14 protein-coding genes are annotated in these 18,831 nt (G+C 72.5%); 10 read left to right on the forward strand and 4 right to left on the reverse strand.

Translation table 11 applies throughout. The features are described 5' to 3' along the window. Positions 1 to 26: 26 nt before the first annotated feature. Genes ACI793_RS10675 through ACI793_RS10685 form a run of 3 tightly spaced genes read right to left on the reverse strand, consistent with a single transcriptional unit; the run spans position 27 to position 5,325 of the window. Complete coding sequence (locus tag ACI793_RS10675; protein WP_456606353.1) at positions 27 to 1,400, reverse strand: maltokinase N-terminal cap-like domain-containing protein; 1,374 nt, start codon at positions 1,398 to 1,400, stop codon at positions 27 to 29. Continuing rightward, positions 1,397 to 3,238 (reverse strand): maltose alpha-D-glucosyltransferase, encoded by a 1,842-nt coding sequence (gene treS / locus ACI793_RS10680; protein ID WP_456606354.1) that lies wholly within the window; start codon positions 3,236 to 3,238, stop codon positions 1,397 to 1,399. The genes ACI793_RS10675 and treS overlap by 4 nt, the downstream gene beginning before the upstream one ends. Before the next feature lie 53 nt (positions 3,239 to 3,291). Continuing rightward, positions 3,292 to 5,325 carry an alpha-1,4-glucan--maltose-1-phosphate maltosyltransferase gene (locus ACI793_RS10685; protein ID WP_456606355.1) on the reverse strand — a complete coding sequence of 678 codons (2,034 nt, stop codon included), beginning with the start codon at positions 5,323 to 5,325 and terminating at the stop codon, positions 3,292 to 3,294. A gap of 184 nt (positions 5,326 to 5,509) precedes the next feature. On the opposite strand from ACI793_RS10685, the gene glgP reads away from it, so the two are divergent. After that, positions 5,510 to 8,059 (forward strand): alpha-glucan family phosphorylase, encoded by a 2,550-nt coding sequence (gene glgP, locus ACI793_RS10690; protein ID WP_456606356.1) that lies wholly within the window; start codon positions 5,510 to 5,512, stop codon positions 8,057 to 8,059. A 132-nt stretch (positions 8,060 to 8,191) separates the two neighbouring features. Further along, a complete protein-coding gene (locus ACI793_RS10695; RefSeq protein WP_456606357.1) occupies positions 8,192 to 9,160 on the forward strand; it encodes an FHA domain-containing protein in 969 nt (322 codons plus the stop codon). A 162-nt stretch (positions 9,161 to 9,322) separates the two neighbouring features. Here ACI793_RS10695 and glgX read toward each other — a convergent pair whose 3' ends face one another. After that, positions 9,323 to 11,458 carry a glycogen debranching protein GlgX gene (gene glgX / locus ACI793_RS10700; RefSeq protein WP_456606358.1) on the reverse strand — a complete coding sequence of 712 codons (2,136 nt, stop codon included), beginning with the start codon at positions 11,456 to 11,458 and terminating at the stop codon, positions 9,323 to 9,325. A 71-nt stretch (positions 11,459 to 11,529) separates the two neighbouring features. Between glgX and ACI793_RS10705 the strand changes: the two genes are divergently transcribed. The 8 genes from ACI793_RS10705 to cds1 all read left to right on the forward strand — a co-directional run bounded on the left by ACI793_RS10705 (position 11,530) and on the right by cds1 (position 18,722). Continuing rightward, entirely contained in the window at positions 11,530 to 12,336 is an 807-nt protein-coding gene (locus ACI793_RS10705; RefSeq protein WP_456606359.1) for an ABC transporter ATP-binding protein, read from the forward strand. 10 nt (positions 12,337 to 12,346) lie between these two features. Then, on the forward strand, positions 12,347 to 13,135 hold the full coding sequence (locus ACI793_RS10710; protein WP_456606360.1) for an enoyl-CoA hydratase/isomerase family protein: 789 nt from the start codon (positions 12,347 to 12,349) through the stop codon (positions 13,133 to 13,135). 146 nt (positions 13,136 to 13,281) lie between these two features. Beyond that, positions 13,282 to 14,430: an extracellular solute-binding protein gene (locus tag ACI793_RS10715; protein ID WP_456606361.1), complete on the forward strand. Its 1,149-nt coding sequence runs from the start codon at positions 13,282 to 13,284 to the stop codon at positions 14,428 to 14,430. A 62-nt stretch (positions 14,431 to 14,492) separates the two neighbouring features. Continuing rightward, positions 14,493 to 15,332, forward strand: a complete 840-nt coding sequence (locus ACI793_RS10720) for an ABC transporter permease (protein WP_456606362.1) — start codon at positions 14,493 to 14,495, stop codon at positions 15,330 to 15,332. Then, positions 15,329 to 16,213 carry an ABC transporter permease gene (locus ACI793_RS10725; RefSeq protein WP_456606363.1) on the forward strand — a complete coding sequence of 295 codons (885 nt, stop codon included), beginning with the start codon at positions 15,329 to 15,331 and terminating at the stop codon, positions 16,211 to 16,213. Before ACI793_RS10720 ends, ACI793_RS10725 begins: the two co-directional genes overlap by 4 nt. Next, positions 16,210 to 17,310, forward strand: coding sequence for an ABC transporter ATP-binding protein (locus ACI793_RS10730; protein ID WP_456606364.1), 1,101 nt, complete (start codon positions 16,210 to 16,212; stop codon positions 17,308 to 17,310). The genes ACI793_RS10725 and ACI793_RS10730 overlap by 4 nt, the downstream gene beginning before the upstream one ends. 104 nt (positions 17,311 to 17,414) lie before the next feature. Beyond that, a complete protein-coding gene (locus ACI793_RS10735; protein ID WP_456606365.1) occupies positions 17,415 to 17,579 on the forward strand; it encodes an RGCVC family protein in 165 nt (54 codons plus the stop codon). Positions 17,580 to 17,606: 27 nt separating this feature from the next. Then, complete coding sequence (gene cds1 / locus ACI793_RS10740) at positions 17,607 to 18,722, forward strand: L-cysteine desulfhydrase Cds1 (protein ID WP_456606366.1); 1,116 nt, start codon at positions 17,607 to 17,609, stop codon at positions 18,720 to 18,722. Positions 18,723 to 18,831: the final 109 nt, after the last annotated feature.

Genomic DNA, 18,831 nt, shown 5'->3' on the forward strand with positions numbered 1-18,831 from the left:
TGCTCGGGTCCGGAGTGTCCGCGCGCTCAGTCGCGGCTGGTGAGCCGGGACAGGGAGTCCAGCGGGATCATCAACCAGTGCGGACGGTTGCGTGCCTCGTAGACGCACTCGTAAACCGCTTTGTCGGCCTCGAACGCCCGAAGGAGTGGTGAGCCGCCGCACGGGTCCAGGCCGCTGGCCTCGGAGTAGCCGGCGCAGAACGCGGCCCGGTTGCGCTCGGCCCACTCCTGCGCCCGGTAGGCCCGCTGCGTGTCCTCGGGCTGCTCCACCAGCATGTGCCGCGCCGCGTAGTCGAAGCTGCGCAGCATGCCCGCGACGTCCCGAAGCGGGCTGTCCAGCTCGCGACGCGAGGCCAGCGGACGGGCCGGTTCGCCCTCGAAGTCGAGCACGATCCAGCCGGTCGCGGTGCGCAGCACCTGACCGAGGTGCAGGTCGCCGTGCACCCGCTGGCGCACCGTGGGCTCGGTGCTCTGCGCCACCGCCGCGTAGATCGTGCGGAGGCCGTCGGCGTGCTCGGCGAGCTGGGGGACGACCTCGATCGCGGCGTCCAGGCGCTCGCCCATCTGCCGGGCCACCGTGGCGTACCAGTTGCGGTCGGCCGGCTCGGTGGGCAGGACGGCGGCCATGTCGCGGTGGACCGACGCCGTCGCCGCGCCCAGCCGCTCGCTGTCGGCGGCGAAGTCGCCACCCACCTCGTCGGCGTGCAGGTCGCCCTCGGCGTACAGGTCCCGGACGCTGGCCGTGGCCAGGCGCCATCCGTCGCTGGCGTTGGGGACGAAGGTCTGCAGCATCGCGACCGTCGCCGGCTCGTTCGCCGCGTCGGGGTCGTCGATCTCGATGTGCCCGAGCAGCGGGGCGATGTGCGGGTTCTCCGTCCGGCGCAGCGCGTCGTGGATCTCCACGTCCGGGTTCATCCCCGGCTCGAGACGCCGGAAGATCTTGAGGATCGCCTCCGACCCGTAGACCAGCGAGGTGTTGCTCTGCTCGGTCGAGACGATGTCGCCGGGCACCCCCTCGGGGATGTAGGCCACGCCCGCGGGGTGGAAGTGCATCGGGCCGACGGTCGAGGCGTTCACCAGGTGGATGAGCCAGGGGGTCGTGGCGTCCCGGTCGCGGAGGGCGTCGTAGGCGTGGGACTGCTGGTCGCCGTCGCCGGCCAGCGGGCCGATGTAGGCCGAGCTGAGCTCCTCGACCGCGGAATCCCGCCAGGAGATCGGCACCAGGTAGGTGTCGCCGTGGCCGTCGGTGTAGGTGACCCGCACGCGGTGCACCGAGAGCACCGGCTCGCTGCGGTCGAGGAAGAAGCCGTCCTCGGTGACGTCGGCCCATTCGCGGCCCTTGCTCCCGAACCACCGCTGCGCGGGCATCCACTCGCGGAGCAGCTCGGCCAGTGCGCTCATCGGGATCCTCCGTCGGAGTCGTCGGGGGCCGGGAGGTTGTCGCCGGGCGTCTCCTCCGCGGCCTGCACCACCCCGGCGGCGAGGAGGGAGTCGGCGACCGGGCTGCTGCCCGTGCTCTCCCAGTCCTCGGGCTCCTCGGGGACGGGCTCGGCCGGCTTGGACAGCTCGAACCAGTAGAAGCCGTGCCCCGCGAGGGTCAGCATGTACGGCAGGACGCCGATCTGCGGGAACTCGACCCGGCCGGTGAGCTCGACGGGCGTGTAGCCCTCGAACTGCCGCAGGTCCAGCTCCACCGGCTGCGGGAACCGGGACAGGTTGTTGACGCACAGCACGACGTCGTCGCCGAACCGCCGCACGAACGACAGCACGGTCGGGTTGCGCGAGCCGATCTCCTCGAACGTGCCCAGGCCGAAGGTCGGGTGCTGGTTGCGGACCTGGATCATCCGGCGGATCCAGTGCAGCAGCGAGGTGGTGTTGCGCAGCTGGGACTCGACGTTGGTCACCTGGTAGCCGTAGACCGGGTCGGCGTTCAACGGCAGGTACATCCGCTGCGGATCGGCGGTGGAGAACCCGCCGTTGCGGTCCGGCGTCCACTGCATCGGCGTGCGGACGCCGTCGCGGTCACCGAGCCAGATGTTGTCGCCCATGCCGATCTCGTCGCCGTAGTAGAGGACGGGCGACCCGGGCAGGGACAGCAGCAGGGCGTTGAACAGCTCGAGGGTGTTGACGTCGTTGTCCAGCAGCGGGGCCAGCCGCCGGCGGATGCCGATGTTGGCCTTCATGCGGGGGTCCTGGGCGTACTCGCCCCACATGTAGTCGCGCTCCTCGTCGGTGACCATCTCGAGGGTCAGCTCGTCGTGGTTGCGGAGGAAGACGCCCCACTGGCAGTTGTCCGGGATGTCCGGCGTCTGCGCCATGATCTCCGAGATCGGGAACCGCTGCTCCCGCCGGACGGCCATGAACAGGCGCGGCATCACGGGGAAGTGGAAGGCCATCTGGCACTCGTCGCCGTCGTCACCGAAGTACTCGACGACGTCGGCCGGCCACTGGTTGGCCTCGCAGAGCAGGACGACGTCCTGGTAGTTCGCGTCGACGACGCTGCGCACCTCCTTGAGGAACTCGTGGGTGCGCGGCAGGTTCTCGCAGTTGGTGCCCTCCTCCTCGAAGAGGTAGGGCACGGCGTCGAGCCGGAATCCGTCGATGCCCAAGTCCAGCCAGAACCGCAGGGCGTCGATGATCGCCTCGCGCACCTTCGGGTTCTCGAAGTTCAGGTCCGGCTGGTGGGAGAAGAACCGGTGCCAGAAGTACTGCTTGCGCACCGGGTCGAACGTCCAGTTCGAGCTCTCGGTGTCGACGAAGATGATCCGCGCGTCGGAGTAGCCGGTGTCGTCGTCGGCCCAGACGTAGAAGTCGCCGTACGGGCCGTCCGGGTCGCTGCGGCTGGCCTGGAACCAGGGGTGCTGGTCCGAGGTGTGGTTCATGACGAAGTCGATGATCACGCGCATACCGCGCGAGTGGGCGGCGTCGAGGAACTCCTTGAAGTCCTCGATGTCGCCGAACTCGGGCAGCACGGCGGTGTAGTCGCTGACGTCGTAGCCGCCGTCGCGCAGCGGTGAGGCGAAGAACGGCGGCAGCCACAGGCAGTCGACGCCGAGCCACTGCAGGTAGTCCAGCTTGTCGATCATGCCGCGGATGTCACCCACGCCGTCGGAGTTGCTGTCGGCGAAGCCGCGGACGAGCACCTCGTAGAAGACGGCGCGCTTGTACCACTCGGGGTCGGTGCCCGGCGGGGGCAGCGCGGAGTGGGCGGGGGCGGACTCGGGAACGGGAACGGTCATCGGTGCGGGGAGCCCTCGGTGAGTCGCGGATGGGCGGTCGGTACGTGCTCCGGTCAGGCGACCGGCGGCGGGAACTGCACGGGGCGGGGGAAGGTGACCGCGAAGACGTGTGCGGGCTCGCGGAAGGGATCCAGTTCGAGGTAGTTGAACTGGCCCCAGTCGTAGGAGGCGCCGGTGAGCTCGTCGGTGACGGAGAACCGCTCGTGCCAGTCCAGGCCGAGCGCCCGCATGTCCAGCGCCGTCGTCCCGATGTGGGTGTCCCGGCTGGACAGGTTCACGACCACGAGGACGGCGTCGGCCGAGCCCGGGTCGGTCTTGGAGAAGCAGAGCAAGTTGGGGTTGTCGACCGGGTGGAAGTGCAGCGTGCGCAGCTGCTGCAGGGCCGGGTGCGCGCGGCGCACCTCGTTGAGCCGCCGCAGGTAGGGCGCCAGGCTGCGGCCGGCGGCCTCGGCGCCCTCCCAGTCGCGCGGGCGCAGCCGGTACTTCTCGCTGTCCAGGTACTCCTCGCTGCCCGGCTTGACGGCGACGTGCTCGAACAGCTCGAAGCCGGAGTAGACGCCCCACGTCGGGCTCATCATCGCGGCGAGCACGGCCCGGATCTTGAACATCGGCGGGCCGCCGAACTGCAGCGACTCGTGGAGGATGTCCGGGGTGTTCACGAAGAAGTTGGGCCGCATGTAGTGCGAGTTCTCGGCGAGCTCGCGCCCGTACTCCTCGAGCTCGTCGCGCTCGGTGCGCCAGGTGAAGTACGTGTAGGACTGCGTGAAGCCGATCCGCGCCAGCTGGTGCATCATCGCCGGCCGGGTGAACGCCTCGGCCAGGAACAGCACGTCGGGGTCGGTCTTCTTGACCTCCCAGATCAGCCAGTGCCAGAAGTTCAGCGGCTTGGTGTGGGGGTTGTCGACGCGGAAGATCTTGACGCCCGCCTCGATCCAGACCCGGATCACCCGCAGGCACTCGGCGTAGATGCCCTCGGGGTCGTTGTCGAAGTTGATCGGGTAGATGTCCTGGTACTTCTTCGGCGGGTTCTCCGCGTAGGCGATCGTGCCGTCGGGCTTGGTGGTGAACCACTCGGGGTGGGCCTCCACCCAGGGGTGGTCCGGAGCGGCCTGGAGCGCGAAGTCCAGGGCGACCTCCATGCCCAGCTCGCGGGTGCGGGCGACGAACGCCCGGAAGTCGTCCATCGTGCCCAGCTGCGGGTGGACGGCGTCGTGCCCGCCCTCGGCGCTGCCGATCGCCCACGGCGAGCCGACGTCGTCCGGTCCGATCTCGTGCGGGTTGCCGCCGGGGAACTGGGCGGTGTTCGGGCCCTTGCGGTTGACCGTGCCGATGGGGTGGATCGGCGGCAGGTAGACGACGTCGAAGCCCATGTCGGCGATCGCCGGCAGGCGGTCGGCCGCGGTGGTGAAGGTGCCGTGCGTGGGGACGCCGCCGACGACGGGTCCCTCGGAACGCGGGAAGAACTCGTACCAGGAGCCGTACAGCGCCCGTGGGCGGTCGACGTACACCTCGAACGGCTCCGTCCGGGTGACCAGCTCCCGGACCGGGTGCTCGTGGAGGTACCGCTGCAGGCCCGAGGCCAGCGCGGGGGCCACCCGGACGGTGAGCTCCTGCGAGCCGTCGCGCAGCGCGGCGGCCGCGGCCGCGACCCGGTCCCGCCAGTCCCCGTCCGCCTCGGCGGCGACGCGGTCCAGCAGGCGCGCACCCTCCTCGAGGTCGTTGGCCAGCTCGTCGGCGCCCTGACCGGCCTCGATCTTCACCTCGACGGCGTGCCGCCAGGTGGCCAGCGGGTCGCTCCAGGCCTCGATGCGGAAGGTCCAGGGCCCCTCGCGGTCGGGGACCACCGTGGCCAGCCAGCGGTCGGGCTCGGGCGGGAGCTTGGCCATGCGCACGAACGGCGCGCTCGCGTCGTCTCCGCCGGGTGCGGTCCAGACGACGTTCGCGGCGACGGCGTCGTGGCCCTCGCGGAAGACGGTGGCGGTGATCGGCAGGTGCTCGCCGACGACGGCACGGGCGGAGAAGGTCCCGCAGGAGACGACGGGGGCGACATCGGTGATGCCGAGGCGGAGGTCAGCGCGGCCATTCATTGCCGCAACGCTATCGAGGTAGTGCGGCCCGGGCACCTCGGCGGGCACTCGTCCGGGTGGGGGCGGGGGAGGACCCGGCGTGGGGGGCGGGGGGTGAGGCGTCGTGGGGCCGGTGGGACGGGGGCGCCCAGAGATGTCCCGCGCACCTCTGGCGGTACCGCTCAGGCTGGCTAGTCTCGTCCGCGTGCGAGCCCTCCGTCGTTTCACCGTCCGCGCCGCCCTCCCGGAGCCGCTGCTCCCGCTGTCCCAGCTGGTGATGAACCTCCGCTGGTCCTGGCACCCCGAGACCCGGGACCTGTTCGAGACCCTGGACCCCGAGCTCTGGCAGCGCTGTGGCGGTGACCCCGTCAAGGCGCTCGGAGAGGTCTCCGCGGAGCGCCTGGCCGCGCTGGCCAAGGACCGCCGGTTCGTCCGCCGTCTCCAGGACGCCGTCGACGACCTGGAGGAGTACCTCGCCACGCCGCGCTGGTACCAGTCGCTGGGCGACGAGGCGCCGGCGAGCATCGCTTACTTCTCCGCGGAGTTCGGCATCACCGAGGTGCTGCCGCAGTACTCCGGCGGTCTCGGCATCCTGGCCGGTGACCACCTCAAGGCGGCGTCTGACCTCGGTGTCCCGCTGATCGGCGTGGGCCTGCTGTACCGCGCCGGCTACTTCGAGCAGGGGCTGTCCTCCGACGGCTGGCAGCTCGAGCACTACCCCTCGCTCGACCCGCACGGCCTCCCGGTCAAGCTGCTGCGCGAGCCCGACGGCACCGCCGTGGTCATCTCCGTGCCGCTGCCCGAGGGCCGCACCCTCTACGCGCACGTGTGGCGGGCGCAGGTCGGCCGCGTCACCCTCCTGCTCCTCGACAGCGACATCGAGGAGAACGCGCCGGCCGAGCGCGGCGTGACCGACCGCCTGTACGGCGGCGACGAGGACCACCGCCTGCGCCAGGAGATGCTGCTGGGCATCGGCGGCGTCCGGGCGCTGCGCGCCTACTGCACGCGCACCGGCACCCCCGCCCCGGAGGTGTTCCACGCCAACGAGGGCCACGCCGGCTTCCTCGGCCTGGAGCGGATCCGCGAGCTGATGGAGTCCCACGGCCTGGCGTTCGCCGAGGCGCTGCAGGCGGTGCGCTCGGGCACCGTGTTCACCACGCACACGCCGGTGCCGGCCGGCATCGACCGCTTCCCGAAGGCGCTCATCGAGCGGTACTTCGCCGGCTTCGGCGTCCCGCTGCACGACCTGCTCGCGCTGGGCGCCGAGGAGGACCCGGCGAAGTACAACATGGCGCACATGGGCCTGCGGCTGGGCCAGCGCGCCAACGGGGTGAGCGAGCTGCACGGCCACGTGAGCCGGGGCATGTTCAGCAACCTGTGGCCCGGCTTCGACGAGAGCGACGTGCCGATCGGTTCCATCACCAACGGCGTGCACGCGCCGACCTGGACCGCGCGCGAGCTGGTCGACATGGGCACCCAGACCTCCAGCCAGGGCGACCCGGTCGACGTCGACGGCCCGGTGCACTTCGACGGCGTCGACGGGATCCCCGCCGGCGACCTGTGGGGCATCCGCCGCACCCTGCGCGCCCGGCTGGTCGAGGAGGTGCGGCGTCGCGTCCGCGAGACCGCGCTGTCCCGCGGGGCGACCGAGGCCGAGGTCGGCTGGACCGAGAGCGTCTTCGACCCGGACGTGCTGACCATCGGGTTCGCCCGCCGGGTGCCGAGCTACAAGCGCCTGACGCTGATGCTGCGCGACCCGGCCAGGCTCAAGGCGATGCTCCTGGACCCGGAGCGCCCCCTGCAGCTCGTCATCGCCGGCAAGAGCCACCCCGCCGACGACGGCGGCAAGAAGCTGATCCAGCAGATGGTGGAGTTCGCCGACGACCCGGAGATCCGGCACCGCATCGCGTTCCTGCCCGGTTACGACATCGGGATGGCCCGCTACCTCTACTGGGGGTGCGACGTCTGGCTGAACAACCCGCTCCGTCCGCTGGAGGCCTGCGGCACCTCGGGGATGAAGTCGGCCCTCAACGGCGGGCTGAACCTCTCCATCCGCGACGGCTGGTGGGACGAGTGGTTCGACGGCCAGAACGGCTGGGCGATCCCCACGGCCGACGGCGTCGCCGACGCGGACCGCCGCGACGAGGTGGAGGCGCGGGCCATCTACGAGCTGCTGTCCACCCAGGTGCTGCCGCGGTTCTACGAGCGCGACGGCGAGGGTGTGCCGGCGCGGTGGGTGGAGATGGTGCGCCACACCCTGCGCGAGACCGGCCCCAAGGTGCTGGCCACCCGCATGGTGCGCGACTACGTGCAGGCCCTCTACGTGCCGGCGGCGCAGTCGGCCCGCGTCATGTCGGCCGACGGGTACACCCCGGCGCGTGCCGAGTCGCAGTGGCGGGGGCACCTGCTGCACAACTGGTCGACCGTCCGCGTCGCCCACGTCGAGGCGACCGGTGCCGGCGACACCCCGGAGATCGGGTCGACCCTCGCGCTGCGCGCGGAGGTGGAGCTGCCGGGGCTGGAGCCGGGCGACGTCCAGGTGCAGGCCGCCTACGGCCGGGTGGACGACGCCGACGGACTGCACGAGGTCACCACGGTGCCGATGGAGCACGAGCAGACCGAGGGGTCGAGGCACTGGTTCACGGCCACCGTCCCGCTGGAGCGCACCGGCGCGTTCGGCTACACCGTGCGCGTCCTCCCGCACTCCGAGCACCTGGCCGACCCGGCCGAGCTCGGCGTGGTGACGACGGCCTGATCGCGAGCCCGGTCACCCGTCGCGACGCTCCCGTCACGCTCGTCCCATCTGTTCGGTTCACCACAGAACGATCACGGCGTGGCGGGGGCGGCCGGGCGCCGAACCCCGTTGTGCATCACTAGGCTGGCCGCCATGCCCGACCGCTGTGAAGTCCTGCCCGGAGACGCCGTCGTCGCCCGCCGCGACGGCGGGATGCTGTGGGTCGACGCACCCGGTTCCCCAGCCCTCGTCGCTGCCCTGCACGCCTGCCTCGGGGTCTCGGGCCCCGGGGCCGAGCAGGTGCTGACGGCCGTGCTCGGGCAGGCCGGGTCGCTCGCCTCCGGCACCGCGTCGTTCGCCCTCGTCCTGACCGACGCCGGCACCGGGTCCGGTGTCGCCGTCTGGTCCGGCAAGGGGCAGCCGTCCGTGGACGGGGTGCCGGTCTCCGGTTCCTCCGTCTCCGGCGGCACCGTCGCCTCCTTCTCGCTGGGCCGCACGCTCTACGTGGGTCCGGGATCCTCCGGCCCGCAGCCGGCCCCCGGGGTCTCCTTCGACCTCGTCGAGGGCACCGTGCCGGGTTCCGGCGCGACGCTGCACGTGACCGCTCCCGCTGCCGCGCCGGCCGCGCAGGCTCCGGCCCAGGCGGCGCCGTCCTCGTTCACCGCGGGCTCGGACTCCGGCTTCGGCTCCGGGACGGGTTCCAGCCGCGCCGGTGCTCCGGCCGAGTCGGGGGAGCAGACCGCGTTCTGGCGGCCGGACTCCGACGCGGCTCCCGCCGACGACGCCCCGGTGCTGCGTTTCGACGACGGGCTGGTCGTGCCCGTGGACGGCGATCTCGTGCTCGGGCGCCGTCCCGACAACCACGAGATGGTCACCAGCGGCACCGCCCGCCCCGTGCCGATCGCCGACACGCAGAACGTCCTCTCCTCGGCGCACGCCGCCCTGACGCGTTCGGGCAGCGAGGTGTCGCTGGTCGACCTCGGCTCCCTCAACGGCACCCACGTCGCCGGCCCCGAGGCCACCGAGTGGACCCAGCTCGAGCCGGGGATCGCCCACCCGCTCTCCGACGGCGACCGCCTCCTGCTGGGCTGGACCGTCATCACCTTCGAGCAGGCCGAGTGACACCGCGATCCTCCGGATCGCACCGCGGCCACGTGCCGTTCCCCGGTTGAGCTGAGCCCTCCCCGTCCCACGTCGGGGAGGGCTCCGCCCTCCCGCTCCGCGGAGTCGGACCCGTCGTGGCCGGCGGGGACCCTTCGGGCCCGCCACCGGCCACGACATGCCTCACGGCCTGCGCAGCACCTTGAGCACCCAGACGCAGCGGGCGGGGAGCTCCACCGGCCCGGGCGCGACGATCGCCGTCTCCGGGGGTGCGCCGGTCGGGTACTCGGTCGACAGCACGAGCTCGTAGCCGTCGGCCCACGGCGCCTCGGGCAGCTGCACGGTGAGCGGCTCCGGCCCGGCGTGCAGCCAGACCAGGTAGCAGTCGTCGACCACCGGGCGGCCCTGGGCGTCGCGGTGCCGGATGCCGCGCCCGTCGAGGTACATGCCCACCGTCTGCAGCCCGGTGTCGAACCAGTCGGCGGTGGTCAGCTGCCCGCCGCCGGGTGCGAACCAGGCGAGGTCGCGGGTGCCCCCGGTGCCCGGCAGCTCGTGGCCCTCGAAGAACGCCTCCTGTCGCAGCACCGGCGCCGAGCGGCGCAGCCGCAGCAGGTGGGTCACGAACGCGCGCAGGTCCTCGTCGACCTGCGTCCAGTCCAGCCAGGAGAGCTCGTTGTCCTGGCAGTAGGCGTTGTTGTTGCCGCGCTGGGTGCGACCGAGCTCGTCGCCGGCGGTGAGCATGGGCACCCCGGTGGAGACCAGCAGGGTGGTGAGCAGGTTGCGCACCTGCCGGCTCCGCAGTGCCGTGATCTCCGGGTCGGAGGTCTCGCCCTCGACGCCGCAGTTCCAGTTCCGGTTGTGGTTCTCGCCGTCCCGGTTGTCCTCGCCGTTGGCCTCGTTGTGCTTCTGCGCGTAGGTGACCAGGTCGCGCATCGGGAAGCCGTCATGGGCGGTGACGAAGTTGATGCTGGCGAACGGACGGCGGCCGTCGGAGCGGTAGAGGTCCGAGGAGCCGGTGAGCCGGTAGGCCAGGTCGCGGACGCCCACGTGCGCCCCGGACCACACGTCGCGCACGGTGTCGCGGTACTTGCCGTTCCACTCCGTCCACGGCGGCGGGAAGTTGCCCACCTGGTAGCCGCCGGGGCCGACGTCCCACGGCTCGGCGATCAGCTTCACCCGGCTGACCACCGGGTCCTGGTGCACCACGTCGAAGAACGCCGACAGCCGGTCGACGTCGTGCAGCGAGCGGGCCAGCGCCGAGGCGAGGTCGAAGCGGAAGCCGTCGACGTGCATCTCGGTCACCCAGTACCGCAGCGAGTCCATGAGCAGGCCCAGGACCGCGGGGCGGCGGACGTCCAGGGTGTTCCCGCAGCCGGTGTAGTCGGTGTACCGGGCCGGGCTCTGCGCGTCCAGGCGGTAGTAGCCGGCGTTGTCGATGCCCTTGAACGACAGCGTGGGGCCGGTCTGGTCGCCCTCGGCGGTGTGGTTGTAGACGACGTCGAGGATCACCTCGATGCCGGCGGCGTGCAGCGCCTTGACCATCGTCTTGAACTCGGTGACCTGCCCGCCGCCGCTGCCCGAGGAGCTGTACGCGGCGTGCGGGGCGAAGAAGCCGAGGGTGTTGTAACCCCAGTAGTTGGTCAGCCCGCGGCGCAGCAGGTGCGGCTCGCTGACGAAGTGGTGCACCGGGAGCAGCTCCACCGCCGTCACCCCCAGGGACTGCAGGTGCTCGACGAAGGCCGGGTGGGCCAGCCCCGCGTAGGTGCCGCGCTGCGTCGCCGGCACGCCGGGGTGCCGCATGGTCGCGCCCTTGACGTGCACCTCGTAGATGACGGTGTCCGACCACGAGGTCCGCGGGGCGCGGTCGCCGTCCCACGGGAAGGTGTCGTGCACGACGACGCCGCGGGGGACGTGCGGAGCGGAGTCCCGGTCGTCGGGGACGGCGCTGTCGACGGCGTCGCCGGGGTGCCCGAACAGGGCGGGGTGCAGCTGCAACCCGCCGTCGACCGCGCGGGCGTAGGGGTCGAGCAGCAGCTTTGCCGGGTTGTAGCGGTGCCCGGTGGCCGGGTCGTAGGGCCCGTGCACGCGGTAGCCGTAGCGCTGACCGGGGCCGATGCCGGTGACCCGGCCGTGCCACACCTGGTGGGTGCTCTCGGTGAGCGGGTGCCGGTGCTCGGTGCCGTCGGGGTCGAACAGGCACAGCTCCACCGCGGATGCGCCGGCCGACCACAGGGCGAAGTTGGTGCCCGTGCCGTCCCAGTGCGCGCCGAGCGGGGTGGGGGAGCCGGGCAGGACCTCGACGGCCGGGGATGCGGTCACCGGGCGATCGTGCCAAGTCCCGGGGTGGACGGCGTGCAGGTGGCGCGCGCGGGGTGGGGTTGGATGGGGTCGTGACGAGCTCAGGTGCCTCCGACGGCGCCGTCGTACGGATGACCGGGGTCGACGTCGTGCGGGGCGAGAGCCACCTGCTGCGCGGCGTCGACTGGCGCGTGGAGGCCGACCACCGGTGGGTGGTGCTCGGGCCCAACGGGGCGGGGAAGACGACGCTGCTGCAGCTGGCGGCCGCGCTGCTGCATCCCAGCCGTGGCGAGGTGGAGCTGCTGGGGGAGACCCTGGGCGCGGTCGACGTCTTCGAGCTGCGTCCGCGCATCGGGCTGACCAGTGCGGCCCTGAGCCAGCGGATCGCCCCGGCGGAGAAGACCGGCGACGTGGTGGTCTCGGCCGGGTACGCCGTCGTCGGCCGGTGGCGGGAGCGCTACGACGTCCACGACCTCACCCGCGCCGGGATGCTGATGGAGCAGTGGGGCGTGGCCCAGTTCGCGCACCGGCCGTTCGGGACGCTGAGCGAGGGGGAGCGCAAGCGGACCCAGATCGCCCGCGCCCTGATGCCCGACCCCGAGCTGCTGCTGCTGGACGAGCCGGGCGCCGGCCTGGACCTCGGCGGCCGGGAGGACCTCGTGGCCCGGCTGTCGGACCTGGCGCGCTACCTCTACGCGCCGGCGCAGGTGCTGGTCACCCACCACGTCGAGGAGATCCCGCCCGGCTACACGCACGCCCTGCTGCTGCGCGACGGGGAGATCGTCGCCTCGGGCGCCGCCGACGACGTGCTGACCACCGCGAACCTCTCGGACACCTTCGGCCTGCCGCTGGAGCTCACCCGCACCGACGGTCGTTTCACCGCCCGCCGCGCTCGTTAAGGTGCCGTCCATGGCGCAGACCCCGGAGTTCGTGACCCTGCAGGTGGAGGACGGGGTGGGCACGATCCGCCTCGACCGCCCGAAGATGAACGCCATCGACGAGCAGCTGCACCTGGAGGTGCGCGCCGCGGCGATCGAGGCGGGGGAGCGCGCCGACGTGCGCGCCGTCGTCGTCTACGGCGGTGAGCGGGTGTTCGCCGCCGGCGCCGACATCAAGGCGATGTCCCAGCTGGACGCCGCGGGCATGCGCGAGTGGGGCCGCGAGCTGCAGGACTCCTTCCGCACCGTCGCCCGCATCCCCAAGCCGGTCATCGCGGCCATCACCGGGTACGCCCTCGGCGGCGGGTACGAGCTCGCGTTGTGCGCCGACTTCCGCGTGCTCGGCGCCAAGGCCAAGATCGGCCAGCCGGAGATCCTCCTGGGGGTCATCCCCGGTGCCGGCGGCACGCAGCGGCTGGCGCGCCTGGTCGGCCCGGCCAAGGCCAAGGACCTGGTCTTCACCGGCCGGCACGTGGGGGCGGAGGAGGCCCTCGAGATCGGCCTGGCCGACGCCGTCGTCCCCGACGCCGAGGTGTACGGGACGGCGGTGGCCATGGCGCGCAAGTTCGCCGCCGGACCGCCGCTGGCGCTGGCCGCCGCGAAGCGCGCCATCGACGAGGGCCTCGAGCTGCCCATCGACGAGGCGCTGGCGCTGGAGACCCGGCTGTTCGCGGAGCTGTTCGACACCGAGGACCAGGCGACCGGCATGCGCTCGTTCCTGGAGAGCGGCCCGGGCAAGGCGCAGTTCACCGGCCGCTGAGACCGCCGGTCCGTTCGCCGAGAGATCACCGGACCGTCACGTCCCCGTACCGGGCGCCGCCATGTCCGGTCGGTCACAATGCGCGAGGCCGTCCGGCCGGGTCCAGAGGGATCCGGGTGCGGAACGGCCCCACACCAGGAGGACACGTGCGACGAACCACCCTGCGGACCGCGGTCGCGGTCGTCACCGCGGGACTCACCCTGACCGCCTGCGGCTCCGACGACGGCGGCTCGGGCTCCGGCGGCGGCAGCGACTCCGACTGGGCAGAGGCCACCTCCGTCGAGGACGGCGGCGGGATGGACGCCCTGGTCGAGGCGGCGAAGGCCGAGGGCGAGCTCAACGTGATCGCGCTCCCGCCGGACTGGGCCAACTACGGCGAGATGCTCGAGACGTTCAGCGACAAGTACGACATCGAGATTAACAGCGCCAGTCCCGACGGCTCCAGCCAGGACGAGCTCAACGCCGTCACCAGCCAGCGCGGCCAGGACCGGGCTCCCGACGTCCTCGACCTGGGGACGGCGTTCGCCCGCCAGGCCCAGGGCCAGGACCTGCTCGCTCCCTACAAGGTGCAGACCTGGGACGACATCCCCGAGGACCAGAGGGACCCCGACGGCCACTGGTACAACGACTACGGCGGCTACATCTCGATCGGCTGCAACGACACGATCGTCGACGAGTGCCCGGAGACGCTGCAGGACCTCCTCGACCCGCAGTACGCCGGCCAGGTGGCGCTCAACGGCAACCCGACGCAGGCCGCGGCGGCGTTCGCCGGGGTCTGGGCCGCGTCGCTGGCCAACGGGGGCGACCTGGACGACATCGGCCCCGGCATCGACTTCTTCGTCGAGCTGAAGGAGGCGGGGAACTTCAACCCCGTCGAGAGCACGCCGGCCACCATCGAGAGCGGTGAGACCCCGATCGTCCTCGACTGGGACTACCTCAACGCCGCCTACGAGGAAGGCCTCGCCGAGATCGGCACCGAGTGGACCGTGGCCGTCCCCACCGACGGGCTCTTCGGCGGCTACTACAGCCAGGCCATCAGCAAGTTCGCGCCGCACCCGGCCGCGGCCCGGCTCTGGCAGGAGTTCCTCTACAGCGACGAGGGCCAGAACATCTGGCTGAACGGCGGCGCGCGCCCGGTGCGGCTGCCCGCGATGGAGGAGGAGGGCACGGCCGACGCCGAGGCGCTCGCGGCACTGCCTCCGGTCGAGGGCGAGGCGGAGTTCCCGACCCAGGAGCAGGAGACCGCGGCCAAGGACGTCGTGACCGCGCGCTGGAACGAGGAGATGTCCGGCTGAGCACCACTCCGGAGACGATCGACGCGCCGGCCCCGGGCACGCCCCGGGGCCGGCGCGCCGGTGTGCTCGGCGCGCTGGGCATGGTGCCGTTCTTCCTCTACATCGCGGTCTTCCTGCTGCTGCCTCTCGGCGTGCTCGCCGTCGAGGCGTTCCGGGTCACCGACCCGGTCACCTTCGACGAGGGCTGGTCGACGGCGAACCTCAGCGCGGTGACCCAGGGTGCGGCCGGACGCGCGTACCTGGGCAGCCTCCAGCTCTCGGCGATCACCGCGGTGCTCGGCGCCGTCCTCGGGCTGGCGCTGGCGGTGGCCATCCTGCGGTCGCGCCGCGGCACGCTGCTGCGCCGGCTGGTCCTCACCGCCGCGGGGGTGCTGGCCAACTTCGGCGGCGTCCCGCTGGCCTTCGCCTTCCTGGCCACGATCGGCAACGCCGGCGTGGTCACCTCGCTGCTCACCGACACCCTCGGCCTGGAGTTCTCGCTGTACTCGATGACGGGCCTGGCGGTGGTCTACCTGTACTTCCTCATCCCGCTGATGGTGCTGATCATCACGCCGGCGCTCGAGGCGCTGCGCCCGCAGTGGCGGGAGGCGGCCGACAACCTGGGGGCCAGCGGCTGGCAGTACTGGCGGTACGTCGGCGGCCCGGTCCTGCTGCCCCCGGTGCTCGGCGCGACGATGCTGTTGTTCGCCTCGGCGTTCGCCGCCTACGCCACCGCGAAGGCCCTGGTGGGCAGCAGCGTCCCGCTGGTCACGCTGCAGATCGCCGACGCGCTGTCGAGCAACGTGGTCGTAGGGGCGGAGAACCTCGGCAAGGCGCTGGCGCTGGGGATGGTCGTCCTCGTGGGGCTGGTCATGGTGTTCTACGCCTGGGTCCAGCGGCGCACCCAGCGGTGGCTGGCATGACGGCCATGGCCACGGGGGTCGCCGGGGCCGGAGGCGTCGCCCCGGACACCCCGGTCCGTCCGGGCAGCCGGGGCCGCGGCGCCTGGCGCTGGGTGGTGTTCGGGCTGCTCGGGGCCTACTTCCTGGTGCCCATCGGCGCCTCGATCTGGTTCACCGTGCGGGACCGCCGGAACGGCGGCATCACCCTCGAGCCCTACACCCAGATCCCGGGCGCCCCGGGTTTCGCGGAGTCCTTCGGCCGGTCGCTGCTGCTCGGGGTGCTGACCGTGGTCCTCGCTCTGGCGCTGGTGGTGCCGACCATCGTCCTGGTCGAGCTGCGGTTCCCGCGCCTGCGGACGACGGTGGAGCTGCTCACCCTGCTGCCGCTGGTGCTGCCACCGATCGCGCTGGTGGTGGGCGTGCGCAGCGTGCTCGCCTGGGCGCCGGACTACTTCTACGGCACCCCGGTGGCGGAGTTCATGTTCGCGCTCCAGGAGCCGGACCTGCCCTGGATCCTGGTGCTCGTCTACGTGGTGCTGGTGATGCCGTTCGTCTACCGCGCGCTGGACGCCGGCGTGCGGGGTGCGGGGCTGCGCACGCTCACCGAGGCCGCCCGCAACCTCGGCGCCTCGTGGCCGCGGACGATGCTCTCGGTGGTCCTGCCCGTGCTCCGCACGTCGGTGCTCAACGCCTCCTTCCTGGCCCTCGCCCTGGTATTGGGGGAGTTCACCGTCGCGAACATCCTGGGGTTCCAGACCTTCCCGACCTGGATCGTGCTCGTCTCGGGTGCCGCTCCGCAGCTGTCGGTGGCGGTCTCGGTGCTCGCGCTGCTGCTCACCTGGGGCCTGCTGCTGATCATCTCCTCGCTGGACCGTCAGCGGGGCACGAAGGAGACCGCATGACCGCCACCTCGCCGCGGACCGTGGACGCAGGCGCGGCCGACCGGCCCGGAGTGCCCATCCGGCTCGACTCGCTGACCCGCCGCTACGGCGCGGTCGTCGCCCTCGACGGGCTGGACCTCGACATCGAAGGTGGGGAGTTCCTCGCCCTGCTCGGCCCCTCGGGCTGCGGGAAGACGACGGCGCTGCGGGCCATCGCCGGGTTCGACCGGCCGGACGCGGGCCGGGTGCTGCTCGGGGGCCGGGACGTCACCGGCGTCCCGGCGAACAAGCGCGACATGGGGATGGTCTTCCAGGCCTACAGCCTGTTCCCGAACCTCACCGTCGCGGAGAACGTGGCCTTCGGTCTGCGTGTGCGCCGCCGGGACCGGTCCGAGCAGCGCGGCCGCGCAGCGGAGCTGCTCGAGCTGGTCGGCCTGGCCGACCGCGGGAACCGCTACCCCCACCAGCTCTCCGGCGGCCAGCAGCAGCGGGTGGCGCTGGCGCGCGCGCTCGCGGTGGCCCCCCAGGTGCTGCTGCTCGACGAGCCCCTCTCTGCGCTGGACGCCCAGGTGCGCGTGCAGCTGCGCGAGGAGATCCGCCGCATCCAGCTCGAGCTGGGCATCACGACGGTGTTCGTGACCCACGACCAGGCCGAGGCGCTGTCGGTCGCCGACCGGGTGGGGGTCATGCGGGCCGGGCGGCTGGAGCAGGTGGCCGGCCCCGACGAGCTCTACGAGCGCCCGGCGACGGCGTTCGTCGCCGAGTTCGTGGGCACGATGAACCGGCTGCCCGCGACGCTGTCGGCGGGCGCGGTCGAGGTCCTCGGCACCCGCCGAGCGGTAGCGGGGGCGACGGTCGACGGGCCGGTCGAGGCGCTGATCCGCCCCGAGGCGCTGCTGGTCACCGATGGCGGTCCCGGCCGGGTGGTCACCCGCACCTTCTCCGGTGCGAGCACCCGGCTGCTCGTCGCGCTGCCCGGCGGCGTGGAGGTGCGCGTGGACCTCGCCAGCACCGACAGCCAGCGCCTCACCCCGGGGACGGCGGTGTCTGTGGTGCCGGCCGAGCGCCCGGTGCTGGTCGTGCCGCGGGAGCCGGGGACGGCGCCGGCCGGGGCGTAGCGTCGGGGGAGTCCTGGTCCTCCCTCGCGCAGCGGCCGTCCGCACCCGCTGCCGGGACCAGGAGCACACCGTGGGCCGGTCGTCCGGCCCGGTCAGGTAACCCCATGTCTTCCGCACCGTCCCCCGTCCTCGCCGTCCAGGCCGCACCCGTCGACGCCTGCGGCAACTGCCCCCACCCGCTGAGCGCCCACGACGCCATCTCGCTGCGCTTCTGCCGGGCGACGCGGGCCGGCGACCTGCCGCGCGGATGCGCCTGCCCGTCGTCCTGACGGCGGGCGATGCGTGATCATGCGCGGGTGAACGCTCCCGCGGATTCCGCCGCCGTCGACCGCTCCGATCCCGACGGCCGGGCGTGGGTCGACCGCGCGGTCGCGATGGTGGAGGCCGACGCCCGCCGCAGCGCCGACACCCACCTGCTGGTCTACCCGCTGCCGCCGGAGTGGGGCATCGACCTGTACCTCAAGGACGAGTCGACGCATCCGACCGGCAGCCTCAAGCACCGGCTGGCCCGGTCGCTGTTCCTGTACGGGCTGTGCTCGGGTCAGATCACCGAGGGCAGCACCGTGGTCGAGGCGTCCAGCGGGTCGACGGCGGTCAGCGAGGCCTACTTCGCGCGGATGCTCGGCCTGCCCTTCGTCGCGGTCATGCCCCGCTCGACCAGCTCCGAGAAGGTGGCGCTCATCGAGTTCCACGGCGGGCGGTGCACCTTCGTGGACCGGGCGCCGGAGATGTACGAGGAGGCCCGCCGGCTGGCCGCCGAGTGCGGTGGCCACTACCTGGACCAGTTCACCTTCGCCGAGCGGGCCACCGACTGGCGCGGGAACAACAACATCGCCGAGTCGATCTTCGACCAGCTCTCCCAGGAGCGGCACCCCATCCCGGAGTGGGTGGTCGTGGGCGCCGGCACGGGCGGGACGAGCGCCACCATCGGCCGCTACCTGCGCTACCGCAGGCACCCCACCCGGCTGGCCGTCGTCGACCCGGAGAACTCCGCGTTCTTCCCCGGCTACGCCAGCGGCGACCCGGACACCACCACCGGGATGCCGTCCCGGATCGAGGGCATCGGCCGCCCTCGGGTGGAGCCCTCGTTCGTGCCGACCATCGTCGACCGGATGGTCCGCGTCCCCGATGCCGCCTCGCTGGCGGCGATGCGGCACCTGGCGGAGGTGACCGGGCGGCGGGCCGGCGGGTCCACCGGCACCAACCTCTGGGGCGCGTTCGGCCTCGTGGCCGAGATGCTGGCGGCGGGACGCACCGGCAGCGTGGTCACGCTGCTGTGCGACGGCGGCGAGCGCTACGCCCACACCTACTACTCCGACGAGTGGGTCGCCGGGCAGGGCCTGGACCTCGCTCCGCACACCCGCACGCTGCGCCGATTCGCCGCCACCGGCGAGTGGGACGGGGCGAGGTGACGTGGCTCACCCAGCCCTCGTCCTGCGCCGCCTTAACGTGCAAGTAACCTCGAAGGTCGGAGCTGGGCGGGCTACCTGCCCGCACCCCATGACCCCGTCGCGGAGGTAG

Source organism: Blastococcus sp. SYSU DS0617 (assembly GCF_054051075.1).